This window comes from Acinetobacter lwoffii (genome assembly GCF_024129685.1).
GTDB classification, from domain to species: Bacteria; Pseudomonadota; Gammaproteobacteria; order Pseudomonadales; family Moraxellaceae; genus Acinetobacter; species Acinetobacter lwoffii_X.
Genome location: NZ_JAMXXL010000004.1, coordinates 127,400 through 153,122, shown reverse-complemented (window position 1 = coordinate 153,122; position 25,723 = coordinate 127,400). Strand labels below are relative to the sequence as shown.

Below are 25,723 nucleotides of genomic sequence, written 5' to 3'. Positions count from 1 at the left end.
CCGCAGATTATGCACGAATGCCAAGAAATTTGGAGTGCAAATATTAACCAAAAAGAAGATCATTTTTTGATTTATGAAAGAGATCTAATATTGGCAGGATTGTTTGATATACAGGTGAAATCTAATTTGCTTAGGCTAATTTCCAACCTCGGCAGACTTATTGTCCTTGACAATCTTTAGGCAAATAGCGCTGCTGAATATCAGTGGAATAACATTTGCCACTATGAACATCAAAAGCGACTGATTTCCCGCGAATCGCAGTATCTACACCCTGCTCTCGTATCTTGAACTCTATCCGGCAAGCGGCATTAATAATGACTTTTTCGATATATTGACCATGCCCACCAATCTGGCGTCCGGCATCACAGTGCTGATCCGAAGCAATGAACTGGGTTCGATATGCTCCAGCCTGTTCAAACACTTCGGCCAATTGATTCCGCACGACATAAGCTTAATAACTCATAAAAACCATCGTCACTAAAATCGCGATGATGATGAACACGATCAGCACTTCAATCAGGGTAAATGCCTTTTGATACATGATTTCTGATCTCCGTATAGTCTTGCTCCAAGAAGTCCATAGCAAAAGATGTCGACATTCCTAAACAGCTAATGTGAAAGACTTAGGCTAATATGAAGATATACCCGAACATCGACAAGACAGTTGGTCGTAAGGTGCACTGTCTGAATCTGCTTTATTGATGTAATGATCACTTGCTTAAGTAAATTTTGAATTTTGAGCTTTGTATTTTTTCTATCATCTATTTTTTTAAGATTTAATCGGAAATCTAAGCATTTAATTTTATGACAGTCTGAGGGATTAAAATATTATTGCTTCCTATTCCCCAATCAATAATGCTGCCTAAATAGACATATCAATTTTTTTAATTCTATTAATCAATTAAAAACACAATAATTTGAAACAATTTCGACCAATTTTGTCCTGTTAAGCTAGTCCTAGAGCGCAACTCGATGTAACATATCGGGTCTTTAAAATTAACTGTGATAGGACTATGCGCGAGTACGCTGTATTTACTTCGGAATCTGTAAGCGAAGGCCATCCAGATAAAATGGCTGACCAAATCAGTGACGCTATTTTGGATGCAATCTTAAAAGAAGACCCATATGCACGGGTTGCTTGTGAAACGCTTGTAAAAACAGGTGCGGTTGTACTTGCCGGTGAAATCACAACGACAGCAAATGTTGATTTTGAGGCAATTGTACGTCATACCGTAAACGGAATTGGTTACCACCATTCTGATCTTGGTTTTGATGGTTCAACCTGTGCCGTGATCAACATGATTGGTAAACAGTCACCTGAAATTGCTCAGGGTGTCGACCGCCAGAAACCTGAAGATCAGGGTGCCGGTGACCAGGGCTTGATGTTCGGTTATGCAAGCCGCGAAACTGATGTATTAATGCCTGCGCCGATTTCATATGCGCATCGTTTAATGGAAAAGCAGGCTGAATTACGCCGTAATGGCACCTTGCCATGGTTACGCCCAGATGCAAAAAGCCAGGTAACGTTTGCTTATGAAAATGGCGTACCAGTTCGTTTAGATGCAGTCGTTCTTTCGACTCAACATGATCCTGAAATCACGCAAGCAAACCTGAAAGAAGCTGTGATTGAAGAAATCGTGAAGAAAATCATTCCTGCTGACATGTTCCATGCAGAGACCAAATTCCACATCAACCCAACGGGTATGTTTGTGATCGGTGGTCCTGTGGGTGACTGTGGTTTGACTGGACGTAAAATTATCGTAGATACCTACGGTGGTATGGCACGTCACGGCGGTGGTGCTTTCTCTGGTAAAGATCCATCTAAAGTTGACCGCTCTGCTGCATATGCAGGTCGTTATGTAGCGAAAAACATCGTTGCTGCTGGCCTGGCTGACAAATGTGAAATTCAGGTGTCTTACGCGATTGGTGTTGCTGAGCCAACTTCAATTTCAATCAATACCTTCAATACTGCAAAAGTCTCTGAAGAATTGATTATTGCACTGGTTCGTGAACATTTCGACTTACGTCCATATGGCATTACCCGTATGCTTGACCTGATCCAGCCGATGTATAAGCAAACTGCTGCTTATGGTCACTTCGGTCGTGAAGGTTCAGATACTGCATTTACCTGGGAAAAAACTGACAAAGTGGAAGCGCTTAAAGCGTCTGCTGATCTATAAGTTTTTCTTAAAAAAAGCCTGCATCATGCGGGCTTTTTTTATGTCTTTCATTTCTTCATCTTTAGAATTATCTCTAGGTCGTGATGACAAATATTTAAATGCCAAGCTTCATACTATAACCTGCCTATCGAATGATACTATTAAGACTTCCCTCTCTGTGAATATCACTATTCCATGAAACTTAAAACAACTTCCGACTGAGCCATTACAGTATAAGTATCGAAAAAAGTTACAGTTAATCAACAAATGTTGATCTATTTGCTAGCATAAATCTAAATAAATGGCTGCTAAATTAGATTGCAGCTCTACAACAACAAAAGGATATTACTCGATGAATAAATTACTGATTGCTTTAGGTTTGGCGACCACTGTTGCCTTAGTCGGCTGTAGTAAAGAAGAAGCGCCTGAAACCGGCGCAACCACAGGTGAGCATTTAGAAAATGCAGCCAATCAAGCCGGTCATGATATGGAAGATGCCAGCCGTGAGGCTGCGGTAGAAACCGAACGAGCAATGGATAATGCCGCGGAAAATACTGCTCAGGCAGCGGACGAAGCAGCTGCTGCAACGTCTAGAGCAGCAGATGCCACTGCGGAAGCAGCACGTAAAGCAACTGCAGCAACAGCTGCGGCAGTTGAGGAAGGTGCCGGAGAAGTTCGGGAAAAAGCTGAAAACTGATTTTAGGATTCAGCTTGATGTTTAAAAGCCTGCGATTGCAGGCTTTTTTATTAGAGATGATTTTAAATAGCGAATGATCTAAATTGAAATTGCATTAATTCTTGATGGGATCATTTTTTATCTAAATGAGTCGACAAAATCACATAAACTGATAAAACTTATCAAGTATTAGAATGACTTAATTGTGATTGAATCGGCAAAACGGGCTGCATTTAAACTGAAATTCAGTAGAATACCAGCCTTTATTTTTAAAATTTAATCTCCCATGTCAGTCATTGTTGCTGCTTCCCAACGGTCGAATATTTCGGTCTGGGCAGCTTTTATTTTGCTTATCATAGGTACAATCGGTGCCTATCAAATCGTAGGCTTAAATCAGGCCCTATTATTTTTGGTTGGTGGTGCACTGGGCATGACCCTGTACCATGCTTCATTTGGTTTTACTTCGAGCTGGCGTGTCTTTATCAAGGAACGTCGCGGCCGTGGTTTACGTGCGCAGATGATTATGCTGGCGCTGGCAGTTTTACTGTTCTTCCCCGCTTTAGGTGCAGGTGAATTGTTCGGCAACCCAGTCAAAGGCAATGTTAACCCTGTTTCCATGTCAGTCATGATTGGTGCCTTTATTTTCGGTATCGGTATGCAGCTCGGTGGCGGTTGTGCATCAGGTACCCTGTATACCGTAGGTGGCGGTAGTGCACGTATGCTGGTGACGCTCTTGTTCTTCTGTATCGGGTCTGTGATTGCGACCTCCCACCTTGACTGGTGGTTTGCCCTGCCACATCTTGAGCCTATTTCACTGGTAGAAAGTTTAGGCGTCCTCCCTGGATTGCTGTTGAGCTTTATCGTTTTTGCCATCATTGCTGCGGCGACTGTTTATTTTGAAAAGAAACGTCATGGTAGCCTGGAAATTGAGCCACGCAGTGAATATCAGGGCTGGAAGCGCTTTGTTCGTGGTCCATGGCCTCTGATTTGGGGCGGTATTATTCTGACCTTGCTCAACTTTGCCACTTTGGCACTGGCAGGTCGTCCTTGGGGCGTGACCTCTGCGCTGGCAGTTTGGGGTGCCAAAGGTGCTACGCTCGTAGGTGTTGATGTAGCTTCTTGGGATTATTGGCAAAAAGCAGGCAATGCCAAAGCACTGGCAGAATCATTATGGTTTGATATTACCTCAATGATGAACTTCGGTATTATGCTGGGTGCTTTGTTGGCAGCAAGTTTGGCAGGTAAATTTGCGCCGAATTTCAATATTCCAAAACGTTCACTGATTGCTGCTGTTGTAGGTGGCATAATGCTGGGCTACGGCGCACGCTTAGCTTATGGTTGTAATATCGGCGCATATTTCAGTGGGATTGCCTCTGGTAGTCTGCATGGCTGGTTATGGCTGGTCTTCGCTTTTATTGGTAATGGGATCGGGGTAAAACTTCGTCCGATTTTCTTCCCGAATGAAAAACCGCAGCCTGAAAAACTGACCGGTTGCTAATGCTTAAAATCAAAAAAGCCCATCTGTGATGGGCTTTTTTCTGGCTTTAGGATTTACAGCGCAGCTTTTAAATTACAGCCATAACCCATGGTCTGCTGAACCTGACGATAAGTCGTATAACGATCCAGAATAAAGGTATAAAAATGATCAGCATCAGAGAAATTAGCTTTTAAATTTTCATTCTTGGCATTGGGCAATTTAATGTCATCGACCAGTTCCAGATTGTAATGTCCCAAACGGAACATATCGGCAAAATAACTATTCATCATATCGCAATAGGCGATTTTACTAGGTTTTAATGCGGTACTGCTAACGAGATGCTGGTTCAAGCTTTGCAGATTATTGACATCTAAAGGAAACTGGTGTGCGAAAGCAATGCTTTCGACTTTCTTAAATTTCTGAAAGTCTTGGGCTAACTGGACATTGAGTGCATCAAAACGTTGCTGCAGTTCCTGTGCGGTCTGAACCTGATATTTGGCTGGATCTACGACCGGTTTTTGTGGTTGTTCCGAACATGCAGTTAATCCAGTGAGCAGCGCTAATGACGTTAGCCATACCTTCATGTTTATACACTCAATTTAAATATACCAATGCTTATTATGCCTGAAAGCAGCTTGATGTACTGTTTAAAGTAATTTCTCATTCATATAACGCCAGTAGCGCTTTGGCACATATTGAATATGCAATTTCATGTTCTTGCGCGCCTGAATATTCACACTGTTAAAATAGTCTTTCCAGAGCTGATCATATAGCAGCTCTTGATCATCCAGTTCAATACTGAATGATTGACTATGACCAATCCGGATTTGTGGATCGATTATTTCAGCGTTCATCTCGACCTGATGCATCTGCCTTAAATCATAATAAATACCGTAATTACGCTGCTCGTCATAAATCAGCCAGCTTTGATCCTGATAACGCTCCTGAAAATGTCGGGAAATAATCGGCAAGACATTAAAATCCGGTCTGACCAGACTCAGAAACAAACCATCTTTGGCTTTTTTAAAGCGTACAAAAGCCTCCATACGATGCTTTTCCCGCCCCACTTGCTTGGCCCATTGCGACATGCCGATCACCGCAGTATGACCATAATCTTTATCGACTGGACGCTGGTTTTGAAAGACATAGACTGCAAAATCAAAAAGAGTCTGGAACGCTGCTTCCTGCTCTGACAAAAACGTATAGTAAAAAGCACGCAAACTGCTGGAAGATACTTTCTGCTTTAATCCCTGCCACACCCGCTGCCCATGCTGATCATTAGAGGCCACATGGATAAATTCATCAAATAAACCTGTTTGTGCTTGAGGATTGGCCGTCACTATCACGTTAAATTCTTTAAACTCGAAAGCACGAAATACACAACTGAGCAGACCAGTCATGCTGCCATCAAAACAGTAACTTGCCACTAGAAACCAAATCCTAATTGAGGTGAAAGTTGCTGCTGATATTTGGATTGCCCTGACATCAAAATTTGCTGGCGAATCTGATGGGCGTGCTGATCTTTCTTAAATTTCGGTGTATCCGCACAGCGAATAAAATGCTGCGCCCGGTTATAAGCCACGCCCATGCGCCTTAGCTGGTCAATATGAATCTGTCCAAAACGGCGTGCCTGTACAATTTTCTGGGCAGAACGCACGCCTATGCCGGGTACCCGTAGAATCATTTTATAGTCGGCACGGTTAATATCGACTGGAAAGGCTTCAGAATGACGCAAGGCCCAACTGAGTTTAGGATCAATCTCCAGCTCCAGATTCGGATGCTGATCATCGACAATTTCATCAGCAGCAAAGCCATAAAAACGCATCAGCCAGTCAGATTGATACAGACGGTTTTCTCTTAATAATGGCGGTGCTGAACCGATGGCGGGTAAGGCTTTATCTTCAGGATTAATCGGGATATAACCAGAGAAATACACCCTTTTCAGCTTGAATTCCTTGTAATGCCGATCAGCCATCAAAATAATATCCTGATCGGTTTCACTATGCGCGCCCACCACCATCTGTGTGGTTTGTCCGGCAGGTACAAACTTGGGGACTGACTTGATCAGCTTGCGTTCATCTTTGAGCTGGATCAACCGGTCGCGTACAATGCCCAAGTCTTTTTGTACTTCGGCATGGGTTTTCTCAGGCGCAAATTTTTGCAGTCCCGCTTCCGTCGGCATTTCAAGATTAATACTCATACGGTCGACATACAGTCCGGCTTCGGTAATGATCTCCTGTGATGCACCCGGAATGGTTTTCAGATGAATATAACCATTAAAGTTTTCTTCGAGTCTTAATTTTTTGACGACCTGCAGCATCCGTTCCATGGTGTGATCGGCCGATTTAAAAATCCCCGAACTGAGAAACAGACCCTCAATATAATTACGCCGATAAAAATTCATGGTCAAATCCACGACTTCCTGCACGGTAAATGCTGCACGCTGGACGTCATTGGAACGGCGCGAAACACAATAGGAACAGTCAAAAATACAGACATTAGAGAACAGAATTTTCAGCAAGGAAACACAGCGGCCATCTTCGGTATAACTATGACAGATGCCATTCCCGGTATTGCCCACACCCTTGTCTTTATTTTTACGGTTGCTACCACTAGATGAACAAGACACATCATACTTGGCAGCATCGGCTAAAATTTGCAGTTTTTCACGGATACGATCAGACATGAGCTCAGAGAATATGTGACCAAAAAGCTATTATAAAGTGTTCAATTCTAGGCTAATAAAAGTTCTATCTTCTTGGCGACGTAGCGTGTCGCAAGAAATGTAAACAACACGTAACCCATGCTGCAGTATTTCAAAATAAAATAACCAATATGATTTGCTTAATTTTGTGCTCAAAGGCAAAGTAAAAGCATAACAAGGAGCAAATCTATGTCTTTATTAGAAAATCTCGGAATTAAACATCCTATTTTCTTGGCACCGATGGCAGGTGTCTCTACGCCCGAGCTTGCTGCCGAAGTGTCCAATCAGGGCGGCTTGGGTTCACTGGGTCTGGGGGCCAGCAGTATTGATGCAGCGCGACAACAGATTTTAAAGACTCAAGAACTGACAGATTGCCCTTTTCAGGTTAATTTTTTCTGTCATGACACTGTTCCTGTAGATGAGGCTGTAGCGCAGGCATGGATTGCACAGTTTAAAGATAAATTTGCCGAATATGGCGCTCAGGCACCAGATCATTTGGAGTGTATTTATCCGAGTTTTAAAGACAATGATGACTTTCTGAATCTGGTATTAGAAATCAAACCGCGAGCAGTCAGCTTTCATTTTGGGATTCCACATCCGCATCAGATTCAAGCCCTAAAACAGGCCGGGATTCTGACCATGGTATCTGCCACCAATTATGCCGAAGCTAAAGCCATTGAAGCAGCCGGAATTGATATCATTATTGCGCAGGGTATTGAGGCTGGTGGCCATCGCGGGATTTTCTCGACCAAGTTTGATGCTTCAGTCAAAACCTCCAATCTGGTGAAGCTGATCAAACAGCATTCTTCCTTGCCGATTGTAGCGGCAGGCGGGATTATGACGGGTGAGCAAGCGCGTCAAATGATGGATTTCGGTGCAGATGCCGTGCAACTTGGGACTGCATTTGTGCAGTGTAAATCTTCTAATGCCAATGATGCCTATCGTAAAGCCTTATTTTCCAAGCCACTCACTCAGGTGAGTGCCAGTATTTCCGGTCGTCCTGCACGCGGCATCATTAACCACTGGCATATTGAAGTGGATACACCCGATCGGCTGGATGTTCCGGCTTATCCATATACTTATGATCTGGCCAAGCAATTACATGCTGCTGCTGCCAAACATGGGGATCAAGGTTATGGTGCATTCTGGGCAGGTTCGAACGTGGCACAGATTCGTGAAATGGAAGCTTCCGATCTGATTAACCAGCTCATACTGGAAATGAAGCATCTTTAATACTTGAATCATAAAAAAACCTCTCCACATGGAGAGGTTTTTAATTTATCTAGAATTAGCGTGTGACACGATGCCAGGCATCTTTAACTGCAAATTTCGCTTCTTCCCAGTTGAGGCGGGACTCACCTTTTAACTGTTCCCACTTGGTACGCAGTTCAGGTTCGGCACGGTCAAAATCCGTATCATGCTCATACATCGGACGATTTTCATAACCGACCCGGTAAGCACCGCGATAATCACGATCATAATCTAGATCGCCATATGTGCTACGCGTTTCATTGAAATACGGGCGATTATGATACTCATCTCTCCAGTAATTATCTTCTGCTCTCAAATGATCTGGATGTCGATAGTTATCTGCCTCAGGTAAGTTCTCTGGGTGCTGGTAATTATCTGCCTGTTTCTCATGATCAGGCGTTGCAATATCATTACCCGCAATACCGCCAACAACGCCACCAATAATACCACCCACCACTGCACCTGGAGGACCACCTACCAGACCTGCAACTGCACCTACCGCAGCTCCGCCCAAAGTACCGGCACTGGTGGCAGCCAGATTATCTTCACCTTCATTCATGTCTGGAACACGAGGATTATCTTTCACGGGTGTATTCAAATCTGGACGTGCATTGGTATCAGTCGGATTGATATTCAGGCCTTCACTGCGTTCTTGTGGCAATTCCGTTGACGTTTTATGGCTAAACTCTGTGACTGGACGATTGGTATTTGTCATTACAGATCTCCCTCAATGATGACGATAAACAAGATGGATCACATCTGGTTTATATCTGGATAGGTTCATCATAGAGGAAGCTTGAGTAAGCAATGTCCAAGTCCTGTCCAGTTTAAGTGAACAAACTGTGCTGCTATGTATTAGACAGGCTGAAGTGTAAACAAAATGCAAAAATCAGCCTGCTCAAGATAAAAAAGGTAGGGATTTCATGCAAAAAATATTACCTGATTCGCTGAATTTTACCCGTCATTACTTGGTTTCCAGTAAATTCACATGCTCGACCTGCACATCATTCATGGTTAAACCATGTTCTAGCAATGCATTAAAATAATCTTCTACCACACGATATTGATCAGCCGTATTTTCCACCTGATACATGTTCTGGCGAAACTCGTTGCTGGAACGCAAACCTTTGGTGTACCAGGCAATATGTTTACGGGAAATCCGGCAGCCGGAATATTCGCCGTAAAATTCGTATAATTCTGTCAAGTGTCCCAGTAGCACATCTTTCACTTCTGTAATACTTGGTGCATCAAGATGTTGACCGGTTTTTAAATAATGGGCAATTTCACGAAAAATCCAGGGGCGACCTTGTGCTGCACGACCAATCATAATTGCGTCTGCACCGGTATAATCCAGCACGTATTTGGCTTTTTCAGGACTGTCGATATCACCGTTAGCAATCACGGGAATATTCAACATTTCCTTTACGTCTTTGATTAAAGAATAACGTGCGGTATTCAGGTACATGTCTTCACGGGTACGGCCATGTAAAGCCAGTGCCGCAATCCCGGCTTGTTCAGCACGTTTGGCGACCCGTATAATATTTTCCTGGCCGTTCAAATAACCAAGACGGGTTTTTAAGGTCACTGGCACATTAACTGCAGCAACGACAGCATCCAGAATGCGTGCTACTAGATCTTCGTCCTGCAATAAAGCAGAACCGGCGAGTCGGTTACAGACCTTTTTGGCTGGGCAACCCATATTAATATCAACAATTTGCGCACCATTGGCCACTTGATAACGTGCCGCTTCAGCCAGATCATGGGGATCTGAACCAGCAATCTGCGCTGAAATCGGGGCCAACTCTCCATCAAAATTGGCACGATATAAGCTTTTTTTACTCATGCGCAAAGTTTTGTCAGACGTCATCATTTCACTGACCGCATGGCCTGCACCAAAGTATTTGCACAAGGTTCTAAACGGACGGTCGGTCACACCTGCCATGGGAGCGACAATCAAATTGTTTGACAGTTGATATGGACCAATATACATATAAATTCATCACTTTTTTGATGGGCATAGTATACTGCATCTGCCTTATTCGCTCATCTTTTCAATTAATTTACGACACCATGAATAAAACTTTCGCTTCTTGTTTTTCTTTTAAGTCATTGTCTGTACTTGTACTTTCTCTGGGTCTTGCCGGTTGTGGCAATGGTTCATGGTGGTCAAAAGATGATGAACCGACACTTGAAGTTGAACATATTCGCAAAGCTATTCCAAACCGTGTCAACCAACGTGAGTCTTGGGCACAAGATATTTATGACATTACCGAACAGCTCGGCATTCCTCAGACCAAGGAAAATGTTTGTACGATTGTGGCAGTGGTTGATCAGGAATCTAACTTTGTTGCAGATCCTACTGTTCCGGGTTTGGGTGAAAAGGCGGTTAAGGAAGTCCAAGGTCGCCTTGATGAAAAATTCAAAGATAAACTCGGTCAAGCAATTGGTGGCACAGTTGCAGGATATTTCCAGGAAGTTCTCAAGAACCATCCGAGTCCTGAAGACAACTACTTGAGCCAGATGCGCCGTGTTAAAACGGAACGTGAACTCGACGAATTATATCGTGAAATATTTGACTATATGTCGAAACACTATCATGTTAGCGCCCTGACTGGTGCTGCCAAACTAGTCGGCCAGAATATTGGCGAGAAAATGAATCCAATTACCACCTTGGGCTCAATGCAAGTGCATATCAGCTATGCCAAAGAGCATAAACGTCAAGGTGGCAATATTGCAGAACTGCGTACCGATCTCTATAGTCAATATGGGGGATTGTATTATGGGATTCATCGCCTGATGATGTATCCGGCAGATTATGACAAGCCGATTTACCGTTTTGCGGACTATAACTCGGGCATGTATTCCAGTCGAAATGCTGCTTTTCAGAGCATGCTGAATGATTTGACTGAGGCCGAACTTGATCTGGATGGCGATTTATTACTCTACACCAAAGATGGTGCGATCCGTTCACAGAAGAGTCAATCTGAGCGTGAATTGATCAGTGTTTTTGCCAAAAATAATTTTATTATTACTGAACGTCAGATCAGAGCTGATTTAAAGAAAGAAAAAGACAAAGACTTTGAAGATACGATGACTTATCGTGGTGTCAGCAAGCTTTATCAGGAAAAAACGGGTAAAGATCCTATCTATGCCATTATGCCTGAAGTGGTTATTTCCGGACCAAAATTAAGTCGTGATTATAATACTAACTGGTTTGCTACCCGCGTCGATGGTCGATATCAAACATGCATGCGCAAAATCAAGAATCTAAAACTCTAGCCTTATTTGATTTTGATGGAACCCTGTATCTGCATGATAGTTTTACCGGGTTCATTTTTTATGCCTTGAGAAAACGGCATATTGTGAAACGCGGCCTGCAAATTTTGCCGTGGATTCAGGCTTATTATTTAAAACTCTACCCTGCGCACCGCATGCGTCCCAAATTGTATGCCAGCATGTTTAAAAACAGTGATGCAGAGGAAATTCTGCAATTGGCTCAGGACTATGCGCAAAAACTGATACTTAAATTAAATCCCAAACTGTTAGAGCAGCTTATACAACATCAAGAATTAGGCCATAAAGTGGTGCTAGTTTCCGCATCTCTGGATTTATATTTAAAACCGGTCTGCAGCTATTTAAATATCGATTTAATCTGTAGCGAAGTTGAAATCAAAGCTGGGAAAACGACAGGGTTTTATCAAACTCCTGACTGTAGTAACACACAAAAGAAAATTAGAATTCTAGAAAAATATAAACTGCAAGATTATGCGGAAATTTATGCTTATGGGAATAGTGAGGAGGATGAAGAAATGTTGAGTCTAGCGGATCAACGTTATCTCGAAGGGCATGATAAACACCTTCCAAAAATTAATATTTTATCTAATTCGATGCCATATTAGTCCTTTCTATTTTATCTGGCTGATCTACTAAACACCTTTAGACAATACTATAAATGGCAGATTAACTTTTTTACTTTATGCCTTGAAATCATCTTAAATAGCTTCGCAATCAGGACTTCTACTTCCTGAAGTATTAGCCTCTTAAAGCTAAAAAAACCACTTCATTTGAAGTGGTTTTTTTAGCTTTAAGAAAAATTACTTCTTAAATGGAAATGCATATTTCACAATACGTTTAATCACGCTACCGTACTGCTTAACTAGACTAGCATTGTTGTAGTTCAAACCATATTTTTCACAAACAGCCTGAACTTTTGGCGCCATTTGACGATAGCGGCGTGCAGGTACATCAGGATACAAATGATGTTCAATCTGATGACTTAAATGACCCGTCAAGATATGAAACGCTTCAGAACCGGTCAGGTTGGATGAACCACGGATCTGACGCATATACCAGTGACCACGACTTTCATTTTGCAGTACCGATTTCGGGAATACTTCTACATCTTTGGTAAAGTGGCCACAGAAAATAATACTAAAGGTCCAGATATTACGCAGACCATTGGCCACCATATTGCCGGTCAAAACAGGTAAAGCCGCAGGACCTGCGATGAGTGGGAAGAATACATAATCTTTAAACAGCTGTTTACCGATTTTGCTCTGCATTGGACGCCATTCTTCTTTGGTCTGCTCTTTGCTTTTACGGCCTTTGAAGTATTTACCCAATTCAAGATTCTGAATCGAAACACCCCACTGGAACAATAAACAGAATGGCACTGCATAAATTGGTTGTAGTAAATAACCCGGTTTCCAGCGCTGTTCCGGGAACAGGCGTAATAGGCCATAACCGATATCATCATCCATACCTTTAATATTGGTATAGGTATGATGCTTAAAGTTATGAGTTTGACGCCAGTTGTCTGAAGTCCCTACGATATCCCATTCATAGGTCTGACCATTGAGTTTAGGATCATTCATCCAATCATATTGACCGTGCATAACGTTATGACCCAGTTCCATATTTTCCATAATTTTGGCAAAGCCCAACAGGCCTGTCCCTAACAACCATGCTGGCGGGAACCAGCCTGCAAACAGCAAGGCACGACCGGCAATCGATGAATAACGAATCGTTGAATAGACACGACGGATATATTTCGCATCTTTTTCACCTAGATCATCTAGCACTTCTTGCTTAATCGCATCGAGCTCACGTGCAAGTTCATCAAGTTCAAACTGGGTTAATTCACGGTTTTTAGGATTTTTAAAATACTGTAATTTTACTGGCATATTCATAAGATAAAACTCGCTTATAAGTCGATGACAAGGTCAGTCTGCGCTGAGTTAATACAAATTTTGAGCAGGTTGCCGGGTTCGGTATTTTGTGCACCATTGACCAAATTCTTGGTCGAACCTTCTACTTTATTGCAGGCACATTTATTACAAATGCCCATACGGCAACCATGGGTCGGTTTAATATTTTGCTGTTCCAGGCTCACCAGAATGGACTGGCCTTTTGGAATGCTGACCATTTTTTTCGACTGGGTCAGGGTGACATTAATAAAGCCGGTATCCGATTGATCCGCCAAGCTCATGCTAAAGGCTTCACCTTTAAACTGTTTTGCCTGAGCAAAAAGCTGTTCTGCTTTGGATACAAAACCTGAAGGACCACAGCAATATACGATGCTATTTTCCAGATTTTGCAGATCGGTCAGATAGGTTTCATCCAGACGTGCAGCAGCTGGCTGTTCTTGAGTGGCATACACATGAAATGAGAAATTTGCATGTTTCTGAGCAAGCTCTTCAAACCGTGCTTTAAATGCGGCATCCTGATCTTTTTTAACCCAGCACCAGAGAGTGACTGGTGCAGATAGTTCACCTTTTTTGCTCAAGCTTTCCAGCATACTGAGCATTGGAGTAATACCACTCCCTGCTGCAAGCAAAATCAATGGACTCGTCTGCGCAGGCAAGGTCATATCACCATAAGGGTGACCAAATTCGATCACATCACCCACTTGTGCCTGTTCTGCAAACCATGTGCTGACTTTACCGGCATCGACTTTTTTCACATTCAGCAACACATGCTGAGAATCGACACGGGTCAAGCTATAGCTACGTTCATAACGAATGCCATTCACCACCACATAGACCGGATGATGCTGCCCTGCTTCACCAAACTTAAATAAGCGATTCACCTGAATTTTCAGACTCAGCATATCCTGTGCTGCATTTTCTTTGTGCACGATCTTGCCTAATGGCTGATTCAACGACCATACAGGATTGAGTTTCTGAATCCAGAAATTAATCGCATGCTGATCGATTACACTGTCAGACAGTGCATTCAACGGCGTTTTAAGTTTTTGGAGTACATGCATCGTTTGCGACATCACCTTGGGTTTTTAATTATTATACACATGTATATATATTTGTATATACAACTGTATTGTTTCTAATCATTTCACAAGCTTGACTGGCTCGGTTATAATAAAATGATTCATGCATGAACCTATCGATGAACGAGCCTTCAATGAAAATAAGCAGTGACGCATCTTTATTACAATCGAAAAGCATTGATGAGCCGATTATCGTACGCAGTGTCGGTCGCAAGGCCACCATTACCAAGGAAGAACTGTTTCAGGCTGCGTTGAATCTGATTGGGCCACAAAAAAGTATTTCTTCTTTAAGTTTGCGTGAAGTCGCGCGTGAGGCCGGTATTGCACCGAACAGCTTCTATCGTCATTTTAAAGATATTGATGAACTGGCCATTGAGCTGATTGATCGTGCCGGGATTGTATTGCGTCAGATTCTGCATGAAGCACGTCTGCAAGCCTCTCGCCAGAACAGCATCATCCGCAGTTCTGTAGAAGTCTTTATTGCCCAACTGGATGCCGATGAAGGCAATCTGAGCCTGTTATTGCGTGAAGGTTATACCGGTTCCAAATCTTATAAACAGGCGGTAGAACGCCAGTTAAATTATTTTCAGCAAGAACTTCAGGATGATTTGATTCGTCTGGAACGCCTAAACAATAAGAAGTTATTTCATCCGGATATTGCCGCCAAAGCGATTACCCAACTGGTCTTCAACATGGGGGCCAATGTGATTGATATGCCTGCCGAAGACCGTAAAGAAATTGCCGAACAGACCATGATCATGATTCGGATGATTCTTGAAGGTGCGCGTCATCTGGAAGATTCTCAACTACGCTAATTTTTCGACCTGCATGAAGCTATATAAAAGAGACGTAATCAACGTCTCTTTTTTTATGATGATTACAAAAGTACAAGTTGGGCTTTGACCGCCTTTGCAGTGGCCTCCGGATACTCAAGCGGGAACATATGCCCGCCCTCAACCACAGAATAATTAATCTGATAAATCTTGTGCATCCCTTGTGGCAAACCCTGCTGATAAAACTGGCTTTGCTCTGCAGTCATCAGATGCATCGGCACTTCAGGCGGTCGGCGTGGTGTTCTCCACCACCAGGCTGGCACAGTCCGGAAGATTTCCGCTTCTACCTGTTTAGGAATGGTTAACGTCACCCCACCGCGTTCAGGTTCTAGCCGAATACCGCTCTCAATATAATCAGCAAAACATTGCTCATCGAAATTTTTAAATAGACGGTTAGATCGCAAAGCTTCAATCGCGACCTGTTTCGATGACCAATGATCTTTGCGTTTTAGCGTAATTCCTGCGGGTGTATAACGATCGACACTTTTTAGATTCAGCTTTTTCATCAGTTCGAACATGGCGCTGTTTTTTCCAATCACAAACGGTGGATCCATAATGACCAGTTTAGAAAACAGTTCGGGACGGCGATACGCCGCCATAAGGGTCACCAGACCACCAAAGGAATGCCCTAAACCAATCACCTGTTGCTGAGGAAACTGCTGCTCGATATCTGCAATAACTTCATCGACCAGATAGCGCCAGTCTCGCGTAATTGGATATTGCTGATTCATGCCGATAAATGGAATCGCTTTGACCTCATAATCTTGCTGAAAACAATGCAAAAACTTTTGATAAGTTGCCGAAGGGATACCATTGGCATGAGTAAAATGTAGGGCTTGCTTCATTATTTTTTAAACGCAGTGCGTATTCATCCTGAAATCGTAAGATGAGCTTACCGCTTTAAAGATTTATTCGGCAGCGCAAAAATGCTCAAAGCATGACCTCAAAGTCATTTCTCTGTATTCCTTCAGAATTTAAAGTCTATTTCTGCGATACAGTCAAATGTTGCATCGGTAGAAAAGTCGCGCCGCAACTGGCCTTATCCCCCGCAATGACCACTGCCCGTCCTTTGACAGTAATAGACAAATTGCTGGAAATTGCGGTGACCATAGTCTGGCATTTGGGACAATAATGCTTCATACCATTTAAATGCACGGCAATACCATTGATCAAAAAAGAGAGTTCGCATTCAGTCACCATGCCGCCATGACTGGTCTTTGTGCCAAGGGTAATCAGTGCTTTTGACATACTTTGTCATTCTTATTATTCAGTAGCCTAATTTTAAACAGGAGGAAAATAACAGACCAGCATTCTCCGACCAAAAAAATAATAAACCCGGATTTTGCCCATAAAAAAAGCAGCCCGAAAGCTGCATTTTTTAATGATTTAAAGCTTAAGGCTTGACCACGACCATCACCTGAATTGCTTCCGGTGTTACCGATAGACCATCCAGCAAGCTTAAACCTTCTTTCTGCAACTTTTGTAAACGTGCAATTTCATCTTCACGGATACTTGGATTGAACTGTTTCAGATAGGTCAGGCGATCAATTTCATATTGCCATTTATTGCCATACACTTCTTTGGCTTGCTGCTTGAAGCCAGGCAATGCACTGCGTGCCAGTTCAAGCGCTTGCTGATAACGTGCTTCAATCACATCACGACGTGCTTTCACCACCTGACGGCAACTATTGCCATCTAAATGATGCAAGTACGGTTTCAGGATTTCTGGTGCAATCTTTTGTGATAGATCCTGACCTTTTTCACTGAGCAAGACACGAATCAACTGTTGCGGCAAGCTAGACGGCAAGTTCAATGCTTTCGGAGCCACCACATCGACCTTGAACCATACTTCAAGTAATACCGAACCCTGTGGCAGTGCTGCAGATTTTAGTACCGCAACGTTAGTGCTACCAAAGCCTTGCGTATTGATCATTTCCATCACACTTTCAGTGAATGGATGTTCCAGTGTCAGGTATTGCGCATCTTCGCGGATTTGTGCCTGATCACGATAGAAAGTCGCTGTAATCCCTTCTTCATCCAACGTCAAACCTTGAACCTGCATTTGATCGGTTGGCTTGATGATCACTGTACCGTTACTTTGCTCGTCAAAGTCGATATTTGTGGACGCCATAAAGCGCTTCATGAAAATCGGCAAAGTGGTATTGTCATCATAATCTTCAAGCGCGTTGACAATTTCCTGCGCCACCACCGGACGGCAAGAATTGTATTCAAGCAAACGGTCACGACCTTCCTGCAATTCAGCTTCCAGCGCTTCACGTTGCACGCTGACTTCTTCTAGCAGGTCTTCAAACTCTTGACCTTTGTCCGCCAATAGACAGTCTTTTAAGCGAACAATAAAATTTTCTTGCAAGGTCTGTGCAGTTGGAGAAATATTGCTGAAAATATTCAAAGCTTCGTTATACCAGCGGAACATACGTTCTTGTGCAGTTCCCACCAGATAAGGCACGTGAATCTGAATGCGGTTTTCCTGACCGATACGATCCAGACGACCAATACGCTGTTCCAGCACATCCGGGTTCGCAGGTAAATCGAACAGAATCAGATCAGAGGCAAACTGGAAGTTACGTCCTTCTGAACCGATTTCCGAACAAAGCAGAATCTGCGCGCCATACGAATCTTCAGCAAAATAAGCTGCGGCCTGGTCACGTTCTAATAAGCTCATGCCTTCATGGAACATTGCCGTACGAATACCGGCATGTAAGCGAAGTACATTTTCCAATGCTTCAACCACTGGACCGCTACGTGCAATCAGTAAGACTTTCTTGTGTTTTAAATCAGTACGCAAACGCTCCATCAGCCACATCACACGTGGATCAGCTTCCATCCACGAGCCATCTAACTGGGCTTCTTCAGGCCACATTTGCTCACGTAATTTACCGTCTTTAGACCAATGTTCTGGTGCCGGCAATGGCGCTGGCTGACAGTCACGACCCGGGAAGCCTTGAATTGCTTCACGCGTGTTACGGAACAGGATACGACCTGTACCATGACGGTCTAAAAGCTCATGAATGGCACGAAAACGCTGTTCAGGATGATCTTCAATCGGATGACCTAACAAGCCCTCAATCGCAGTGAGATGCTCAGCTTCTAGCGGCATGTCTGACATCAGTACTTCTGCAATTTTAGCCGTATGCTGATATTGCGCTTCTTCATCGAGGAAACGATCCAGCGAGTTAAAACGCTGCGGATCAAGCAAACGCAGGCGTGCAAAGTGACTTTCTACACCGAGCTGTTCAGGTGTCGCCGTCAATAACAACACGCCCGGCGTATGTTCAGCCAGTTCTTCGACCAGATCATAACGGTCATTACCGCCCTCTTCTTCACTCCACATCAAATGATGTGCTTCATCGACCACCAGCAAGTCGAAACCTGCTTCAAGTGCCTGTTCACGCAGATCTTCATGGTCGACCATCAAATCGACAGAGGCAATAATTTTTTGTTCGGTCAAGAACGGGTTTTGTTCAGGATCATGTTCTTTGATCGATGCAGTACGGGTCAAGTCAAACAGCGAGAACTCCAGATTAAAACGACGGCGCATCTCAATCATCCACTGATATTGCAGTGAATCGGGAACCAGAATCAGGATACGTTCAGAACGGCCGGTTTTGAGTTGTTGATGAATGATCAGACCCGCTTCAATGGTTTTACCCAGACCAACTTCATCGGCCAGTAATACACGCGGTGCAAAACGCTGACCGACTTCATGTGCAATATACAGCTGATGCGGAATCAGGCCGACACGTGAACCCACCAGACCACGCAGTGGACTGCTTTGCATATTGGCCTGCATCAGCAGTGCTTCAATACGCAGGTCATACCATTCTTTATAATCAACCTGACTGGCCAATAAACGATCTAAAGGCTTAGACAGCTGGATAGTCGCACCAATACGGGTTTCATTCAGCGATTTACGTTCTTCAGTTCCATCTTCCAGAGTACGAACGACATGATAACGTACTACGCCATTGCGGTCTTCAACGGATTCTACAATCCACTGGGTGCCTTCCTGATCCTGTAATTCATCTTTCACATTAAATACGATACGAGATAAGGGTGCATTGCTGCGTGCATAGACGCGGGTTTCATCGCTTTTCGGGAATAAAATGCTGACCGACCGCTCATCAACATCAATAAGAACGCCTAAACCGAGTTCTGTTTCAGTATCTGATAACCAACGTTGACCAATAGCAAATTGCTGCAATTTTTCCACCTTTATCTTAAGTACAAGATTATGAATATTAGGCTCAATCACGAAACGTCATTGGAGCAAAATTTCACACCTTCAAGCAATGTATTTTGACATAAAGCCCACTAAAAAGTGAGCATAATTCACGGCGATTAAAGAAGTATTTCCTAGAACGGCGCCGGACAATAAAATTCGACCAACTGCTCTGTTTGAGGATGATAAAAACTCAAACGTTCCGCATGTAAACATAGACGCGAGCTGAGCTGTTGCTGTTCGAGTGTCGCATATAAAGTATCGCCAATAATCGGATGTCCGAGATATTGCATATGCACCCGTAGCTGATGAGAACGGCCGGTAATTGGGATCAGTTTCACCCGGGTCACAGGCTGTCCCTGAATATTAAAATGCTCAATCGCCTGCCAATGCGTGATGGCTGGCTTATTATGTGCGGGATCTGCGATATGTAAAGGCGGACGGCTTGGATCATACACGACTGGCACTTCAATAGTGCCTTCACCTTCTAGTTTACCGGCAACCACAGCCTGATAGGTTTTATCGGTCTGGCGTTCCTGAAACTGGCGGGAAATGGTTTTTTGTCCCCATTTAGTCAGACCAAAGGCCAAAATGCCGGATGTATCGCGATCCAGTCGATGAATCAGTAAAGTTTTGGGTTCTAGTTTGCCCAGACGGTTGATCAGGCAATCTTGTAAGTCTTCTGTTTTACCGGGAACTGTGAGTAAACCTGCAGGTTTGTGGATGACCATGAAATCGTCATCACGATGTATCAGATGTTCGGTTAGAAAATTACTCAAAGTTCAATCCCAGGCTGATCGCGAAAAACAAGGCGGCAATGATAGAAAGCTTAGCTCATAATTACAATGCGCATTTATGTAAATGGCGATGAAATTTCCGATTTAGTTCATAAAAATGCTCAATCGCAGCACATCAACCTGAGGATTTTAAAATGAAGCCTGCCAATTCATGCAAAGACGAATGCTTTAGCACATCTTCATAACGGATATTCGCACCATGTGCACGCCATATACCGATCAGACTCACCATCGCTACCGAATCCAGACCATAATTTTTTAAGTCGACATAGGGATCAATTTCCAAAGCATCCATATCCAGCTGTTCTGCGACGGCCAACATAATGCCTTTGGTCGACAATACATATTCGGAAGATGCGCTTAAATCCCATAAGCGGGTCAGGCTATAGGTATTTAAGTGATGTATCCCCTGTGCCGAAATATTTTCGATCCATTGAATATGCTGATCTTGATTCGCCAATAAAATCACATCATCGACAACACCGATTTGATCCGTCACACTCATCAGATGCGGCAAAATCTGTTTCAGCATCGGTGTAACCTGCCCGGCAAAAATCAGTTGCGGATGGGTTGAGGCATATTCTCCCAATTGCTGCATGCCTTGCATCAGGTCATCACCATATAAGTCAACAATCGGAATATCCAGCGCTTTGGCTTTATTGGTTAGTTGAATCAAATTCACCATGAGTCCACTCTCTTGTATGCCCTGTTGCATACGCAAGTTTTGCAATCCAACTAAAACCAAAACAGATTCATTTGATGCAAGCTGCCATTTGGCTTGGGATGGAGCAAGTTGGATTTTTTTGGGCATAGAGTACAGCATGGGAGGCTCTTATAAATACAAAATAGCATGATGATTCATGCTATTTTATTTTAGCATTATTTGAAAAACACTTTGATTTCACAGAGGTTTATTGTTCTAATTTCGTATCATCGCCATTATGTTAAATGGCTTTAATTTTGCTTAGCCCTATATTCATTAAATGCTAGAAGCATTCCCTCTTTTTGTTCTGCGGAGGCATCTGGAAATGAATAAAATCTTTCATAATCTTTTCTAAATTGGCTGCTTTCAATTCTTTTAGCTAAGTCATCAATAAAACCTTTTCCTTGAGTCTGATATTGCTGAATCGTTTGTTTATCTAGGCAGATAGTTTTCGCCCAAGAAACTGCACTCATATTTATACAAACATTGAGGTATATATTTTCGCTATCCTCATATAGTTCCCAAAAATAAGGCTCTATTTCTATAAGTTGCATTTCACTAGTATTTCCAAACTTTTAATTATTTCTAAAATTAACATAATACACGTTATACGAAATTCTTTTGATTTCCTTTTTAAATTATAACTTTATTGTATATAGACAAGCCCACTCATTAGCGATTGGGCTTTTTAGTTGATATTTCACGTTCCACGCTTCATTTTGGTACAACTTTGAATGATTTTATTAAATTAAGCTGATCAATTTCTATTTTGGATTAGCTTTGCTTAGCCAAAAATTTCTCAATGGCTACCTGTGCAATCTCCGCATCTTCAAACGACTTCACACCCGACACACCCATCGCACCGACGAGCTGGCCTTGATACAGAATCGGTTCACCACCTTCCAACATTCCTGAGAAAGTTTCCATGGTCAGAAAACCCATCTGTCCGCCTTTGATAATATCCTCAAACAGTTTGGAGGGATGGCGACTCATAGCTGAACATTTAGCCTTTTCGACGGCCAGATTTGCAGTCATCGGTGCTGCACCATCCATACGCTTCATCGCAAGCAAATTACCCGTTTCATCTACGACTGCAATACTGACATTAAAACTGTTCTGAATGGCATATTGATGGGCTTGATCTAATAAAAATTCCGCATCGCTTAAAGTCAAATAATGTTTGGTTTGCATGAAAATGATCTCTAATTTTAAATGTAATTCCCCCTAAGCCTGAGCCATATATAGCGCAAGAATACTGGAGGAAGTCTTTAAATTTTCATTTCTATTCGATAGATGAAAGCCCTCTCCTTTAAGGAGAGGGTTTGGGAGAGGTATTACGCTTTCATCTCAGCAAAAGTTTCTTTAGCCGCTTGAATCGTGTAAGCAATATCTTCATCACTATGCGCAGCAGAAATAAATCCTGCTTCAAAAGCAGATGGTGCAAGGTTTACGCCACGATTTAACATGCCATGGAAGAATTTACGGAACGCATCGACATCGCATTTCAGCATAGAGTCGAAGCTAGTAATATCTTCCTGATCGGTAAAGTAAAGACCAAACATACCGCCCACTTGTTGGGTCTTGAATGGAATGCCTGCTTCATCAGCAGCAGTTTGTAAACCGGCGAGCAATTTTTCGAGTTGTGCGGTTAATTTTTCATAAAAACCTTCGGTACGTAAATGCTTGAACATCTCGATACCGGCACGCATTGCCAGTGGATTACCCGACAATGTACCTGCTTGGTATACCTTACCCAGTGGTGCAATACATTCCATCACTTCACGCTTACCACCAAAAGCGCCCACTGGCAGACCTGCACCAATGATTTTACCTAAAGTGGTTAAATCCGGAGTAACGCCATAATGTGCTTGCGCACCACCCAAACCGACACGGAAACCGGTCATTACTTCATCAATGATAAACACTGAACCATGCTCATTACAGACATCACGAATTGCTTGCAGGAAACCGTCAATCGGTTTCACCAGGTTCATGTTGCCTGCGACTGGCTCAACAATCACGCCGGCAATTTCTGAACCGAATTTGGCAAAGCATTCTTTTAAAGTCGCGATGTCGTTATATGGAAGTGTCAGGGTATGTTTAGCAAAATCTGCTGGCACGCCTGCAGACGTCGCTTCCCCTTCTCCACTGGTCAATAAACCAGAACCTGCTTTTACCAATAATGAATCCGAGTGACCGTGGTAACAGCCTTCAAATTTTACAATTTTGTCACGGCCGGTATAACCACGCGCTAGACGAATCGCGGTCATGGTCGCTTCTGTACCCGAGTTGGTCATACGCACTAGTTCAATCGATGGCATGATCTCGCAAATAATATCTGCAAGCGTGGTTTCATGAACTGTGGGCGCACCAAAACTCAAACCATCGACCGCAGCATCCTGAACGGCTTTAATAATCGCCGGATGTGCATGGCCCAGAATCATCGGCCCCCATGAACCTACATAGTCCACATAACGCTTACCATCGACATCATACAGATACGCACCTTGGGCTTTTTCGATAAAGACCGGCGTCCCACCGACACCATTAAATGCGCGTACAGGTGAATTAACGCCACCCGGAATATGTTTATTAGCTTGTTTGAACAATTGTTCTTGCTTTGGAGATAAGCTCATGAAGGCACTCGACTCAAAATTAAATCAATCAAAAAATTTTATGCTGTAGCTTGAAAAAGCGCAGACCATTCATCTAAACGTTCAGGAATGGCATTCATAGGGAGTCCCAATATATCACTAATCACCGCGCAATAATCCGCACCTGACTCAATGACATCCTTGGAATTTTCAACCGTTAAACCACCAATGGCACATAAAGGTACATTCAATTTCTCTTTGGCCAGTTTTAAGGTTTCAAGACCAATATTACCCGCTTCAGGTTTACTATCAGTAGCATAAATTGCTCCAAATGCCACATAATTCGCACCATCGGCAATGGCCTGTTCAGCCAGCTCAAGTGAGTTATTACAGCTACGGCCAATCAACACGCCTTTAGGCAAACGCGCAACAGCGTCGACAATCGAACCATCATCCTGGCCTAAATGCACACCTACGCCGTATTTAACCGCCATTTCAAGATCATCATTAATCACGAAAGGTACACCATATTCAGCACACATGGCTTTCATGTACTCGATTTCGTAAATTTGATCTTCTTTCGCCACTTTTTTACGACGATATTGCAAGACCGCAACACCACCATTGGCCATAGCACCTTCTAACTTCGCCAATAAAAGCTCTAAGGGATCATCATTGGTAATTAAATATAAACCGCGCATCTTGCTCGCCACTTGCTAGGATGGCTCTATTATAGGCATAACTGGGTTTGATTTCCGCAGTCCTGCTATTTTCAAGCCTGAACAGCAACAGATTTGCAGTTTTTTAGCGCGATTTATCAATTAAATCTTAAATATCCCCATTTTCAGGGATATACGGTCTTTCAAATCTGCGTTTTAATTGCCTTATAACAATAATTATAAAGTGTTAATGCTTACGCCCTCCGACAAACGCTTTTAGGATTTTGCAGATAACTTGGTGGAGAAGTTGCAAAATTCTAAGAGCGATTTTTTTGTCTTTTTTTCGCCTGGCTCAAGCGTACTCAAATTAATTAATATTAAAAATACCCATTTTCAGGGATAGCCCAATCGGCACGAAGCGTCTTAAATAGCCTTAGACACAGAAAATAAACAGAAAAATAAATACCTGTGTTTGTAATACCCGATCCTTTCTGGTTTTGAGTCATTCGTTTGTGGGGAGACGTTTCAAAGCCAGAAAGGATCTTTTACTTTCAGCACAAATCCACATGAATTCTTCTATGAATATTTACACAATAGCATGAGCAAAATCTTGAACATTTATTGGTAGCAAACAGGCATAAAAAAAGCCCGGAGAAGGTCGCTCCAGGCTTGGAAAACTGATGTATTAATTAAAATATAATGGTTGATCAAAAAACTAAATCGGCAATAACCTAATTATTAGAATAATAATTCTAGACTTGCAAGGCTTTTATCGAAATTTCATGCTTTAAGTGAGCACATTCCGATAAAAGTCATTCTGGCTCAACTGGAAGTTTTATCGTATTTACGATCGATCAGACTGATATTACCACGCAGGACATCGGCAAACATGCGCCAGTCCGAGATAAAGCTATATACAGGCTGTTTGAAGCTGGCTGGTTTATTGCGCTCAAAGATAAAATGACCGACCCAGGCACAGGCATAGCCCGAGAGTAAACCATATGCAAAATATCGCGGCTTGCCTTGACGAATGGCTTTGGCAAAACAGTATAAACCGATGCTACTGCCGGCCACGTGCAGACGGCGGCTAATAATATGCCGATGCTCAGTCAAATAGAAGCGATAAAATTCATGATAGTTCTTAATCGGCATCTGGGGCTGAACCATCACCTCATTCTTACTTTCTGGTTGTACTTGTACATTCATCTGTCATCATCCTGACGTTTTTTGTTTTACCTTAGCGTATATTTTAGCCAAATAACAGCCTTTTGATGCGCGCTTCAATGCATCTTGCACATCCCCGTGAAGGCCTGAATCCGATCGTTTTAGCCTAAAATGAACCGA

General features: G+C 42.9%; 24 protein-coding genes and 2 pseudogenes. 8 read left to right on the top strand and 18 right to left on the bottom strand.

The annotated features are described in order from the left end of the window. Positions 1–180: pseudogene (locus NI464_RS03465) on the top strand (hypothetical protein); the annotation flags it as partial. On the opposite strand, the pseudogene NI464_RS03460 reads toward NI464_RS03465, so the two are convergent. Further along, a pseudogene (locus tag NI464_RS03460) lies at positions 158–541 on the bottom strand (pilin). The pseudogenes NI464_RS03465 and NI464_RS03460 overlap by 23 nt on opposite strands. Before the next feature lie 472 nt (positions 542–1,013). On the opposite strand from NI464_RS03460, the gene metK reads away from it, so the two are divergent. The 3 genes from metK (at position 1,014) to NI464_RS03440 (ending at position 4,333) form a co-directional block, all read left to right on the top strand. Continuing rightward, positions 1,014–2,180 carry a methionine adenosyltransferase gene (metK, locus tag NI464_RS03450; RefSeq protein ID WP_253137754.1) on the top strand — a complete coding sequence of 389 codons (1,167 nt, stop codon included), beginning with the start codon at positions 1,014–1,016 and terminating at the stop codon, positions 2,178–2,180. A gap of 331 nt (positions 2,181–2,511) precedes the next feature. Then, entirely contained in the window at positions 2,512–2,856 is a 345-nt protein-coding gene (locus tag NI464_RS03445; protein WP_005104359.1) for a hypothetical protein, read from the top strand. A gap of 265 nt (positions 2,857–3,121) precedes the next feature. After that, positions 3,122–4,333: a YeeE/YedE family protein gene (locus NI464_RS03440; RefSeq protein WP_253137753.1), complete on the top strand. Its 1,212-nt coding sequence runs from the start codon at positions 3,122–3,124 to the stop codon at positions 4,331–4,333. A 53-nt stretch (positions 4,334–4,386) separates the two neighbouring features. On the opposite strand, the gene NI464_RS03435 is transcribed toward NI464_RS03440, so the two are convergent. The 3 genes from NI464_RS03435 to NI464_RS03425 form a co-directional block, all read right to left on the bottom strand. Beyond that, the gene (locus tag NI464_RS03435) at positions 4,387–4,896 is read right to left on the bottom strand and encodes a hypothetical protein (RefSeq protein ID WP_004646660.1); all 510 of its coding nucleotides are present in this window, start codon (positions 4,894–4,896) and stop codon (positions 4,387–4,389) included. 63 nt (positions 4,897–4,959) lie between these two features. Beyond that, entirely contained in the window at positions 4,960–5,739 is a 780-nt protein-coding gene (locus NI464_RS03430) for a TIGR03915 family putative DNA repair protein (RefSeq protein ID WP_004279976.1), read from the bottom strand. Beyond that, positions 5,739–6,998, bottom strand: coding sequence for a putative DNA modification/repair radical SAM protein (locus NI464_RS03425; protein ID WP_004646658.1), 1,260 nt, complete (start codon positions 6,996–6,998; stop codon positions 5,739–5,741). Before NI464_RS03425 ends, NI464_RS03430 begins: the two co-directional genes overlap by 1 nt. 207 nt (positions 6,999–7,205) lie before the next feature. Here NI464_RS03425 and NI464_RS03420 point away from each other — a divergent pair, with 207 nt between their 5' ends. After that, positions 7,206–8,249, top strand: a complete 1,044-nt coding sequence (locus NI464_RS03420; protein ID WP_253137752.1) for an NAD(P)H-dependent flavin oxidoreductase — start codon at positions 7,206–7,208, stop codon at positions 8,247–8,249. Between the two features lie 55 nt (positions 8,250–8,304). Here NI464_RS03420 and NI464_RS03415 read toward each other — a convergent pair whose 3' ends face one another. Then, on the bottom strand, positions 8,305–8,982 hold the full coding sequence (locus tag NI464_RS03415) for a hypothetical protein (RefSeq protein WP_180087243.1): 678 nt from the start codon (positions 8,980–8,982) through the stop codon (positions 8,305–8,307). A gap of 249 nt (positions 8,983–9,231) precedes the next feature. After that, positions 9,232–10,257: a tRNA dihydrouridine synthase DusB gene (dusB, locus tag NI464_RS03410; RefSeq protein WP_253137751.1), complete on the bottom strand. Its 1,026-nt coding sequence runs from the start codon at positions 10,255–10,257 to the stop codon at positions 9,232–9,234. 80 nt (positions 10,258–10,337) lie between these two features. Here dusB and NI464_RS03405 point away from each other — a divergent pair, with 80 nt between their 5' ends. Together NI464_RS03405 and NI464_RS03400 are read left to right on the top strand one after the other, a co-directional pair. Next, the gene (locus NI464_RS03405; protein ID WP_004646653.1) at positions 10,338–11,546 is read left to right on the top strand and encodes a DUF1615 family protein; all 1,209 of its coding nucleotides are present in this window, start codon (positions 10,338–10,340) and stop codon (positions 11,544–11,546) included. Continuing rightward, positions 11,513–12,166 carry an HAD-IB family phosphatase gene (locus tag NI464_RS03400; RefSeq protein ID WP_253137750.1) on the top strand — a complete coding sequence of 218 codons (654 nt, stop codon included), beginning with the start codon at positions 11,513–11,515 and terminating at the stop codon, positions 12,164–12,166. Before NI464_RS03405 ends, NI464_RS03400 begins: the two co-directional genes overlap by 34 nt. Before the next feature lie 195 nt (positions 12,167–12,361). On the opposite strand, the gene NI464_RS03395 is transcribed toward NI464_RS03400, so the two are convergent. Both NI464_RS03395 and NI464_RS03390 read right to left on the bottom strand, forming a co-directional pair. Next, positions 12,362–13,456, bottom strand: coding sequence for a fatty acid desaturase family protein (locus tag NI464_RS03395; protein WP_253137749.1), 1,095 nt, complete (start codon positions 13,454–13,456; stop codon positions 12,362–12,364). A 14-nt stretch (positions 13,457–13,470) separates the two neighbouring features. After that, on the bottom strand, positions 13,471–14,535 hold the full coding sequence (locus NI464_RS03390) for a flavin reductase family protein (protein WP_253137759.1): 1,065 nt from the start codon (positions 14,533–14,535) through the stop codon (positions 13,471–13,473). A 152-nt stretch (positions 14,536–14,687) separates the two neighbouring features. On the opposite strand from NI464_RS03390, the gene fabR reads away from it, so the two are divergent. Then, complete coding sequence (gene fabR, locus NI464_RS03385) at positions 14,688–15,368, top strand: HTH-type transcriptional repressor FabR (RefSeq protein ID WP_004729898.1); 681 nt, start codon at positions 14,688–14,690, stop codon at positions 15,366–15,368. A 62-nt stretch (positions 15,369–15,430) separates the two neighbouring features. Here fabR and NI464_RS03380 read toward each other — a convergent pair whose 3' ends face one another. From NI464_RS03380 to NI464_RS03335, 10 genes are all read right to left on the bottom strand, one after another. Next, a complete protein-coding gene (locus NI464_RS03380; RefSeq protein WP_253137748.1) occupies positions 15,431–16,231 on the bottom strand; it encodes an alpha/beta fold hydrolase in 801 nt (266 codons plus the stop codon). A 136-nt stretch (positions 16,232–16,367) separates the two neighbouring features. Further along, positions 16,368–16,634, bottom strand: a complete 267-nt coding sequence (locus NI464_RS03375; protein ID WP_004646645.1) for a PAAR domain-containing protein — start codon at positions 16,632–16,634, stop codon at positions 16,368–16,370. 145 nt (positions 16,635–16,779) lie between these two features. After that, positions 16,780–19,617, bottom strand: a complete 2,838-nt coding sequence (gene rapA / locus NI464_RS03370) for an RNA polymerase-associated protein RapA (RefSeq protein WP_253137747.1) — start codon at positions 19,615–19,617, stop codon at positions 16,780–16,782. A 143-nt stretch (positions 19,618–19,760) separates the two neighbouring features. After that, positions 19,761–20,405: an RluA family pseudouridine synthase gene (locus tag NI464_RS03365; RefSeq protein WP_253137746.1), complete on the bottom strand. Its 645-nt coding sequence runs from the start codon at positions 20,403–20,405 to the stop codon at positions 19,761–19,763. 133 nt (positions 20,406–20,538) lie between these two features. After that, positions 20,539–21,246: a phosphopantetheine-binding protein gene (locus NI464_RS03360; protein WP_253137745.1), complete on the bottom strand. Its 708-nt coding sequence runs from the start codon at positions 21,244–21,246 to the stop codon at positions 20,539–20,541. A 131-nt stretch (positions 21,247–21,377) separates the two neighbouring features. Further along, a complete protein-coding gene (locus NI464_RS03355) occupies positions 21,378–21,680 on the bottom strand; it encodes a hypothetical protein (protein WP_004280001.1) in 303 nt (100 codons plus the stop codon). Between the two features lie 220 nt (positions 21,681–21,900). Beyond that, complete coding sequence (locus tag NI464_RS03350; RefSeq protein WP_004280003.1) at positions 21,901–22,317, bottom strand: GlcG/HbpS family heme-binding protein; 417 nt, start codon at positions 22,315–22,317, stop codon at positions 21,901–21,903. Between the two features lie 143 nt (positions 22,318–22,460). Further along, the gene (hemL, locus tag NI464_RS03345) at positions 22,461–23,762 is read right to left on the bottom strand and encodes a glutamate-1-semialdehyde 2,1-aminomutase (protein WP_253137744.1); all 1,302 of its coding nucleotides are present in this window, start codon (positions 23,760–23,762) and stop codon (positions 22,461–22,463) included. A 38-nt stretch (positions 23,763–23,800) separates the two neighbouring features. Further along, on the bottom strand, positions 23,801–24,421 hold the full coding sequence (gene thiE / locus NI464_RS03340) for a thiamine phosphate synthase (RefSeq protein ID WP_180039121.1): 621 nt from the start codon (positions 24,419–24,421) through the stop codon (positions 23,801–23,803). A gap of 780 nt (positions 24,422–25,201) precedes the next feature. After that, a complete protein-coding gene (locus NI464_RS03335) occupies positions 25,202–25,585 on the bottom strand; it encodes an Mpo1-like protein (protein WP_253137743.1) in 384 nt (127 codons plus the stop codon). Between the last annotated feature and the right edge of the window lie 138 nt (positions 25,586–25,723).